Annotated in this window: 3 protein-coding genes and 1 pseudogene; all 4 read left to right on the top strand. The window is 70.0% G+C overall.

Annotation, left to right across the window (positions count from 1 at the left end):
* A partial coding sequence (locus tag ACFQEU_RS14120) for a GTPase (protein WP_379783184.1) occupies positions 1–858 on the top strand: 858 nt, incomplete at its 5' end.
* 68 nt (positions 859–926) lie between these two features.
* Positions 927–2,027, top strand: a complete 1,101-nt coding sequence (gene hisC, locus ACFQEU_RS14115; protein WP_379783182.1) for a histidinol-phosphate transaminase — start codon at positions 927–929, stop codon at positions 2,025–2,027.
* Positions 2,024–2,548: an adenylate kinase family protein gene (locus ACFQEU_RS14110; protein WP_379783180.1), complete on the top strand. Its 525-nt coding sequence runs from the start codon at positions 2,024–2,026 to the stop codon at positions 2,546–2,548. The genes hisC and ACFQEU_RS14110 overlap by 4 nt, the downstream gene beginning before the upstream one ends.
* A 58-nt stretch (positions 2,549–2,606) precedes the next feature.
* Positions 2,607–2,736: pseudogene (locus tag ACFQEU_RS14105) on the top strand (CDP-alcohol phosphatidyltransferase family protein); the annotation flags it as partial.

Here is a 2,736-nt window from a genome sequence, read left to right as displayed (position 1 = left end):
GACGACCGCGCGGCGCGTCGCACACGCCGCCGCGAGGCCGGGTTCGACCTCGTCGCGGTCGCGGGCTACACCAACGCCGGCAAGTCCCGGCTCTGCCGTCGACTCGCCGACGACGTAGACGGCGAGATCGGGAGCAGAGCTACCGGACCGGAGGTATCGTCCGGGAGGGACGCGCCGTCGGAAGCGACACACGACGACCTCGATTCGACGCTCGCGACCGGAGACCGGCTGTTCGAGACGCTCTCGGCGACGACCCACGAGGCGACGATGGACGGTCGACGGACGCTCGTAACGGACACGGTGGGGTTCGTCGATGACCTTCCGCACGACGCGATCCGGTCGTTCCGCGCGACGATCGACGCCGTTCGCGAGGCCGACTGCGTTCTGCTCGTGGTCGATGCGAGCGACGAGCCGTCCGCGATCCGCCGGGCGCTCCACACGTCGCTGTCGGCGATCGAGGGGACGAACGGGCCGGTGGTCCCGGTGTTGAACAAGGTCGACAGGGTCGGCGTGGCGGCCCTCGAAACGGTCGTCGAGACGTTCGAGACAGTCGTCGACGAGCTCCGGAGCGACGACCTCCCGGTCGCGGACTCGCTTCGACCCCCGATCCCGACGAGCGCTCGGGATGGAACCGGGGTGGGTGACCTGACCGCGGCCGTGGCGGACGCCCTGCCGACGGCGACCGCGACGGTCGAGGCCCCGAACAGTGGTGAGACGGAGTCGACGCTCTCGTGGGCGTACGATCGCGGGGTGATCGCGGACGTGACGTATGCGGTCGACGGCGACGGCGTTACGGTCGAGCTCGCCGGCCGACCGTCCGTCGTCGAGGAGGCGACGCGCCGGTTCGGCTCGTCTTGACACACCGGGCCCGCCGGACCCGGGTCGGTTCGGTCAGTCTTAAGGCCGGCGCGCGCCCAGCGTATGGCATGCAACCACGGGATCTCTCGGACCACTCGCCATACGTCCCGGGCCGGGGCGTCGAGGAGGTCGCCCGCGAGCTCGGGATCGACCGCTCGGCGCTCATCAAGCTCTCGTCGAACGAGAACCCGCACGGCCCGAGTCCGGCGGCCGTCGAGGCGATCCGGGAGCACGCCGACCGCGTCCACCAGTACCCGAAATCCGCCCACACCGACCTCACTGAACGGATCGCCGAGGAATGGAACGTCGACACGGAACAGGTATGGGTCTCGCCCGGTGCCGACGGCTCGATCGACTACCTGTCACGGGCGGCGTTGGAGCCCGACGATGCGGTGCTCGTCCCGTCGCCGGGGTTCGCGTACTACGCCATGTCCGCACGGTACCACCACGCAACCGTCTCCGAGTACACGCTGTCCGCCGCGGACGGATTCACCCAAGACGCCGAGACCGTATTGAGCGCGTACGGGGGCGAGCGGATCGTCTACTTGACCTCGCCGCACAACCCGTCGGGATCGACGATCCCGCTGGAGGCGGTCCGGACGATCGCGGACGCGACCGCCGAGGAGACGCTCGTGGTCGTCGACGAGGCGTACGGGGAGTTCGCCGCGGTCGACAGCGCGATCCCCTTGGTACGCGAGCGCGACGACGTCGCCGTCCTCCGCACGTTCTCGAAGGCGTACGGCCTCGCCGGTCTGCGGATCGGCTACAGCGTCGTTCCAGAGGCCTGGGGTAGCGCGTACGCTCGGGTGAACACCCCCTTCGCCGCCAACGAGCTGGCGTGCCGGGCGGCGCTGGCCGCGCTCGACGACACGGACCACGTCGAGAAGTCCGTCGAGACCGCCCGGTGGGCCCGCGAGTACATGACCGACGAGCTCGACGCCGAGACGTACCCCTCCGCCGGCAACTTCGTCCTTGCGCGTGTGGGGGACGGGAGCGCGGTCGCCGAGGCGGCGAAACACGGGGGCGTGATCATCCGGGACTGCACGTCGTTCGGGCTGCCCGGCTGCGTCCGGATCTCGACCGGCACTCGCGAGGACACCCGCGAAGCGGTGACGCGACTCAACCGCGTCCTCGCCGAGCACGAACCAGAGGCAGAGGCCGACGCGTGAGCGAGAGAACCGCCCCCCGTGTAGCCGTTACCGGTACGCCGGGAACGGGAAAGTCGACCGCGACGGCGCTGATCGCGGACGAGTACGACGTGATCCACCTCAACGAGCGGATCCGGTCGGACGACGATCTGTGGACCGAGCGTGACGCGGAGCGTGACACGCTCGTCGCCGACCTCGACGCCGTGGCGGATGCGCTCGGCGACTGGACGGGCGTGCTCGACTCGCACCTCGCTCACCACTTCGATGCCGATCGGGTGGTCGTGTTGCGGTGTCACCCGGCGACGGTCGAGGAGCGGTTACTCGACCGCGGGGAGTCCCCGTCTACGGCGACGGAAAACGCGGAGAGCGAGGCGCTCGACGTGATCCTCTCCGAAGCCGTATCGACTCACGGGATCGAGCGGGTGTACGAGATCGACACTACCGATCGCGACCCGGGGACGGTCGCCGACGCGATCCGGGCGGCCATCGACGGCGAGCGGGAACCGAGCGCGGGGACCGTCGACTTCACGGACTATTTATGAACGGGAGAGTCGATCCGGACGGATGTCAGATGAATGCGACCCCTAGGGGTGAGCACGCGTGACGCTGGACCGGTTCCGGCCGGTCGCCGACCGGATGCTCGGCCCGTGGGTGCACACGGCCGACCGACTCGGGCTCTCGCCCGACGGGGTAAGCCTCCTCGCGTTCGCCGCCGCGGTCCTCGCCGCGG

Source organism: Halorubrum tibetense, from assembly GCF_042661865.1.
In the GTDB taxonomy this organism is placed as follows: domain Archaea; phylum Halobacteriota; class Halobacteria; order Halobacteriales; family Haloferacaceae; genus Halorubrum; species Halorubrum tibetense.
The sequence above is the reverse complement of the archived record's forward strand: the minus strand, read 5'-3'. Positions and strand labels throughout refer to the sequence as shown.

Excerpts from the sequence above, each read along its gene's own strand:
- hisC (WP_379783182.1), top strand. The coding sequence starts at position 927 with ATGCAACCACGGGATCTCTCGGACCACTCGCCATACGTCCCGGGCCGG.